At 73.7% G+C, this 5,565-nt stretch carries 4 protein-coding genes and 3 pseudogenes; 5 read left to right on the top strand and 2 right to left on the bottom strand.

All coding sequences use genetic code 11. The annotated features are described in order from the left end of the window. A pseudogene (locus ACWJ6R_RS28955) lies at positions 1-385 on the top strand (hypothetical protein); the annotation flags it as partial. Here ACWJ6R_RS28955 and cofC read toward each other — a convergent pair. Continuing rightward, positions 342-1,025, bottom strand: coding sequence for a 2-phospho-L-lactate guanylyltransferase (cofC, locus tag ACWJ6R_RS28950; RefSeq protein ID WP_449065267.1), 684 nt, complete (start codon positions 1,023-1,025; stop codon positions 342-344). The pseudogene ACWJ6R_RS28955 and the gene cofC sit on opposite strands and share 44 nt — an antisense overlap. A gap of 58 nt (positions 1,026-1,083) precedes the next feature. Between cofC and ACWJ6R_RS28945 the strand changes: the two are divergent. The 4 genes and pseudogenes from ACWJ6R_RS28945 to ACWJ6R_RS28930 form a co-directional block, all read left to right on the top strand. Then, positions 1,084-1,509 (top strand): annotated as a pseudogene (locus ACWJ6R_RS28945) (lysophospholipid acyltransferase family protein); the annotation flags it as partial. Between the two features lie 330 nt (positions 1,510-1,839). Beyond that, positions 1,840-2,850: an NAD(P)H-dependent glycerol-3-phosphate dehydrogenase gene (locus ACWJ6R_RS28940; RefSeq protein WP_068897584.1), complete on the top strand. Its 1,011-nt coding sequence runs from the start codon at positions 1,840-1,842 to the stop codon at positions 2,848-2,850. A 94-nt stretch (positions 2,851-2,944) separates the two neighbouring features. After that, positions 2,945-4,057 carry a trans-sulfuration enzyme family protein gene (locus ACWJ6R_RS28935; RefSeq protein WP_449065266.1) on the top strand — a complete coding sequence of 371 codons (1,113 nt, stop codon included), beginning with the start codon at positions 2,945-2,947 and terminating at the stop codon, positions 4,055-4,057. A 50-nt stretch (positions 4,058-4,107) separates the two neighbouring features. Further along, positions 4,108-5,216: pseudogene (locus tag ACWJ6R_RS28930) on the top strand (D-alanine--D-alanine ligase family protein). On the opposite strand, the gene ACWJ6R_RS28925 reads toward ACWJ6R_RS28930, so the two are convergent. Continuing rightward, positions 5,199-5,565, bottom strand: a 367-nt coding sequence (locus ACWJ6R_RS28925; protein ID WP_449065265.1) for a DUF3515 family protein, incomplete at its 5' end; no start/stop codon positions are given. The pseudogene ACWJ6R_RS28930 and the gene ACWJ6R_RS28925 sit on opposite strands and share 18 nt — an antisense overlap.

The following is a 5,565-nucleotide window of genomic DNA, read 5'->3' as shown; positions in this document are numbered from 1 at the left end:
GGCCCTGCCGCTGGCCGCGCTGGCCGCCGCGGCCGTGCTGCTCGCTCCGCTGGCCGGCCGGGGCTGGGCGCTGGCGCCGTTCGCCCTCGGCAACGCGCTCAACGGGGTGGGCGCGGCGGTGTTCAGCATCAACCAGTTGAGCTACCGCCAGCGGATCACCCCGGAGCGCCTGCTCGGTCGGATGAACGCCAGCATGCGGTTCCTGATGTGGGGGGCGGCGCCGCTCGGCGGCCTGCTCGGCGGGGTGCTGGGGGAACTGTCCGACGCCCGGACGGCCCTGTGGATCGCCGCGGCCGGCATCGCCCTGGCCCACCTGCCGGTGCTGACGTCCCGGCGGATCCTCAGGCTCCGGCAGCCCCTCCGCCCGGAGGCCCCTCCCCGATGAGCCAGGCGACCCTCCGGGTGCGGGGGCCGGTGCCCAGGGCGAGGGCGGCGCGCAGGTCGCCGGGGGTGTCCACGTCCCGGCGCACCGAGTCGACCCCGGCCGGGCGGAGCTCCTTGGCGCCGCGCCGCAGGTGGCGGTCGCGGGAGGCGCCGCCGAACCCCGGGGTGAACGGGATGCCGGGACGCACGCCGTAGAAGGTCGTGCCGACCTCGGCCGCGTCGGGCAGGAACGCCTGGTCGACCTCGGCCGCGTCGGCCAGCACGAGCGCCAGTTCGGCGGGGCGCAGGGCCGGGAGGTCGGCCTGGAGCGCGCCGACCGCGTCGCCGGGCGCCAGCCGTACGGCCTCGCCCGCGCCGTGGCGCAGCGCCGCGTTGAGTCCCGCCTCCGGGTCGCCGATCACGTGGGCGCCCACTCCGGACAGCGCCTCGGCCGCCACCGGGTCACCCGTCACCACCACGACGCGTGCGACGAAGACGCAGTTCAGCGCGGCCTCGACGGTGTCGCAGGCGATCGCCACGGCCAGCGCGGCGCGATGCGGGCCCGCCGCCTCGGACAGCCGGGTCTTGGCCGCGACGAGGGTCTTGACCGGCACGACGAGGGTCCAGTCCGGGCTTGCGGAAGGAGGCATACCCTTAAGCATTCCGTCTCGACAGCCTCCGGAGCCAACCGGAAGACTCGAGACGATACCCCCGTAGTGCATGGAGGAGCCGATGAGACGCCCCGGATGGCCGACCGGGTTCTGGGTCGCGGTGGCCGTCGTGATCGTCAAACCGGTCTCGTGGCTCCTGGTGAAGAAGGAGTGGCGGCACGCGGAGCGGCTGCCGCGCGAGGGCGCCGTCATCATGGTGACCAACCACCTGTCGTGGGTGGACCCCTTCCTGGTCGCGCACTTCCTGTACGACCACGGGCGCTGGCCGGTGGTCCTGGCCAAGTCCGGGCTCTTCACGGTGCCGGTGATCGGCCGTATGGTGCGGGCGATGCGGGCGATCCCCGTCTACCGGGGCAGCGCGGAGGCGGCCCGCTCGCTGGAGGCGTCCCGGGAGCGGATCGGCGAGGGGGCGTGCGTGATGTTCTACCCCGAGGGCACCTGTACCCGCGACCCGGATTTCTGGCCCATGGAGGGCAAGACGGGCGCGGCGCGGCTGGCCCTGGAGACCGGGGTGCCGGTGATCCCGGTGGCGCACTGGGGCGCGCAGGAGATCCTGCCCTACGGCAGCAGGCGGCCCCGCCTCCTGCCCCGCAAGACGTTCCGCGTGCAGGTCGGGCCCCCGGTGGACCTGTCGAAGTACCGTGAAGGGCTCGGCGGGCGGCCGCCCGGAGCCGAGACGCTGCGCGCGGCGACCGCCGACATCATGGCGGCGATCACCGCAGCTGGCCGAGCTGCGCGGGCAGAAGGCGCCCGATGTCCCGTTCAAGAGGCCCTCTCACGGCTGACTTCGGCGTACGGTGATGAAATGACCAAGGCTGCCGTGTTCGGGACGGGTTCATGGGGCACGACTTTCGCGATGATCCTCGCCGGGGCGGGCACCCGGACGACCCTGTGGGGCAGGCGCCCGGAGATCGTCGAGGCGATCGACCGCCGGCATGAGAACCCCGACTACCTGCCGGGCACGGCGCTTCCCGAGACGCTGCGCGCCACCACCGAGCCGGCCGAGGCGCTCGACGGCGCCGACTTCGTGGTGCTGGCCGTGCCCTCGCAGACCCTGCGCGGCAACCTGACCGCGTGGAAGCCGGACCTGCCGGACGACGCGGTCCTGGTGAGCCTGATGAAGGGCATCGAGCTCGGCACCACCAAGCGGATGAGCGAGGTGATCTGCGAGGTCGCCGAGGTGCCGGCGGAGCGGGTCGCGGTGGTGTCGGGCCCCAACCTGGTCGGCGAGATCGTCCGCGGCCAGCCCGCCGCGACGGTGGTCGCCTGTCCCGACGAGGGGGCCATGGAGCGGCTGCAGGCGGCCTGCCACCTGCCGCCGTGGTTCCGCCCCTACACCAACCCCGACGTGGTCGGCGTGGAGCTCGGCGGGGCGGTCAAGAACGTCATCGCGCTCGCGGTCGGGGTCTCGGCGGGCATGGGGATGGGCGACAACGTCAGCGCGATGCTCATGACGCGCGGGCTGGCGGAGATCTCCCGGCTCGGCGCGGCGCTCGGCGCCGACCCGCACACGTTCGCGGGGCTGGCGGGGATGGGCGATCTGGTGGCGACCTGCACCTCACCGTTGTCCCGGAACCGCACCTTCGGTGAGAATCTGGGACGGGGCATGACCCTGGCCGAGGTCGTCGCCGCCACCAAGCAGACCGCAGAGGGCGTCAAGTCCTGCGAGTCGGTCCTCGAACTGGCCAGAAAGCACGACGTGGAGATGCCGATCACCGAGGTCGTGGTGGCCGTCGTCCATGACGGCATGCCTCCCCGCGAGGCCGCGATGCTGCTGATGTCCCGGACCCCCAAACCCGAACGGTACGGCGTGTGAACCGCCCCGCGCGCCGGCAGCGGGGCGAGAACACCCGCTCGGCGCACCTGCCGGCCCCGGTGAGTCCTCCGGGCAGCCCCCTCGGCCTGCCGGTGTGGCGCAGCTCCGCGTGGAGCCGCACCGATCCGCCCGGCGGTCCGGAGCGCCGGGGGAGGACGCCGCCGACCGCGCCGACAACCCGACCACCGCCGCCTTCGCCGCGGCCGTCGCCTCCCTGGAGGGCGCGGCCGCGCCCGAGGACGTCGCGGGCCAGGCCTTCGCCTCGGGGACGGCCGCGGTCAACGCGGTGCTGATGACCTTCCTGCGTTCGGGGGCGCACGTCGTCGCCCCCGCCCCGGTCCACGACCGGACCCACTCGCTCCTCACGAACGTGCTGTCCAGGTTCGGGGTGAGCGCGGACTTCGTCGACTACGCCGATCTCGGCCGGGTGAGCGCCGCGGTCCGGCGGAGCACGAAGATCATATACGCGGAGACGCTCTCCACCCCGTCGGCGGCCGTGGCCGACGTCCGGGGCCTCTACCGGATCGCCCGCGCCGCCGGAGCCCTCCTGGTGGTCGACTCGACCTTCGCCACGCCGGTCGTGTGCCGCCCCCTGGAGCACGGCGCCGACCTCGTGGTGCACTCCGCGACCACCTACCTCGGAGGGCACGACGACTGCACCGGCGGCGTCGTCGTGGGCCGTCCCGACCTGATCGCCCGGCTCCGCCGGGTCCGCGTCGACACGGGGGCCGAGCTCTCCCCGGACGACGCCTTCCTGCTCCGCCGGGGCCTGGAGACGCTGCCGCTGCGGGTGCGCCGCATGTGCTCCACCGCGATGGTGTTCGCCGCGGCGGTGGCCAAGCACCCCGCGGTCCGCCGGGTCGACTACCCCGGTCTTCCCGGCCACCCCGGCCACCGGCTCGCCAGGCACCTGTTCGACTCCGGCCCGGAGGGCACCCGGTACGGCGCCTGCGTGACGGTGACCCCGCACGGCGGCCACGACGCGGGCGTGCGGCTGGCCGGTGCGCTCCGGCTGGTCTCGGCCGCCTCCTCGGCGGGCGGTACGCGCACCAAAGCCGTGTGCACCGCCTCCCTGGGGCACCGGCCCGGTGAGGGCGCCGGGAACGACGCGGGGGCCGTGCGGTTCTCGATCGGGCTGGAGGACGCCGAGGATCTCATCGTGGACGTCACCAGGGCGCTCGACTCCCTGCTCACTTCGGGGAGATAGGCGCGTCTGACAACCGGATTCACCTCCCAGAGGGGGTAGATTCGGTCATCATGAGCGAGCAGCACACACCTCGGCCACGGGTGGCGATTCTCTTCGGTGGCCGCAACTCCGAGCACGCCGTCTCCATCCTCGGAGCCGGCAGCGTGCTGGAGGTGATCGACCGCTCCAGATACGAGGTGATCCCCATCGGGATCGCCCGGGACGGGCGGTGGGTGCTCGCCTCCGGCGACCAGCGCTACGCGATCGAGAGCGGTGAGCTGCCGTCCGTGGACGCCCGGGGGACGGAGCTCGTGCTGCCGTCCGGCGGCGGCCCGCTGGTGGCCTATGACGCCTCCAGCGTCCCGGTCGAGCTCGGGCAGGTGGACGTGGTCTTCCCGGTCATGCACGGCCCGTTCGCCGAGGACGGCACCATCCAGGGCCTGCTGGAGATGGCGGGTGTGCGCTACGTCGGCTCCGGCGTGCTGGCCAGCGCGGTCGGCATGGACAAGGCCTACATGAAGATGGTGCTGGCGGCCTCCGGGCTGCCCGTGGGACCGTATGTCACGATCCGCGACCGTGACTGGCGGGTGGACCGGGACCGGATCCTCAAGGAGGTCCAGGAGCTCGGCTGGCCGGTCTTCGTCAAGCCGGCCCGGGCGGGTCGAGCCAGGGCATCTCCAGGGCCGCGAACCTCGACGAGCTGGAGCGGGCCGTCGAGCTGGCCCGCGAGCACGATCCCAAGGTGCTGGTCGAGGCCGCGATCTCCGGCAGGGAGATCGAGTGCGCCGTGCTGGAGTCGCTGGGGGACGAGCCGCCGCGGGCCAGCCTCCCGGGGGAGATCTTGGTCCACGGCGACCACGAGTTCTACGACTTCGAGGCCAAGTACGTCGGGGACGACATGTCCCTGGTCGTGCCGGCGGACCTGCCGGGCGAGCTGACCGAGGACCTGCGGGCCATGGCCGTGCGGGCCTTCGAGGCGCTGGGCTGCGAGGGGCTGGCCCGGGTCGACTTCTTCTGCACCGACGACGGCAGGCTGCTGCTCAACGAGATCAACACGATGCCGGGCTTCACCGCGATGTCGGCCGCGCCGCAGCTGTGGGAGGCCACCGGCCTGCCGTACGCCGAGCTGGTGGACCGGATGATCCGGCTCGCCCTGGAGCGTTCACCCGGTCTGCGGTAGCGCCGCCTTGACGGGGACCGCGAGTTCGACGAGCACGCTCTCCGGAGCGTGCTCGCGGGAGATCGTCACCTCGACGTAGGCCGCCCGCCCGATCGCGGTGAACAGCGCGGGCCGGACGGGGTCGGCGAACCACGCCACGTCGTCGACCACCGGCACCTGGTCGGTGGCGGCCATGTTCGCCGGGCGCGGCACCCCGCAGCGCAGCCCGATCTCCCCGGCCCCCCACACTGCGACGTACGGTGACGGGGGGTCCGACTCCGTCCGCTCGGCGCCGTCGAGCACCTGGGGCAGGCGCCCGGCGAGCGCGCGGCACGCGGCGGCGGCCGGCGGTTCCGGCGAGGGCGGGTCC

This window comes from Planomonospora algeriensis, assembly GCF_977012225.1.
The sequence above is the reverse complement of the archived record's forward strand: the minus strand, read 5'-3'. Positions and strand labels throughout refer to the sequence as shown.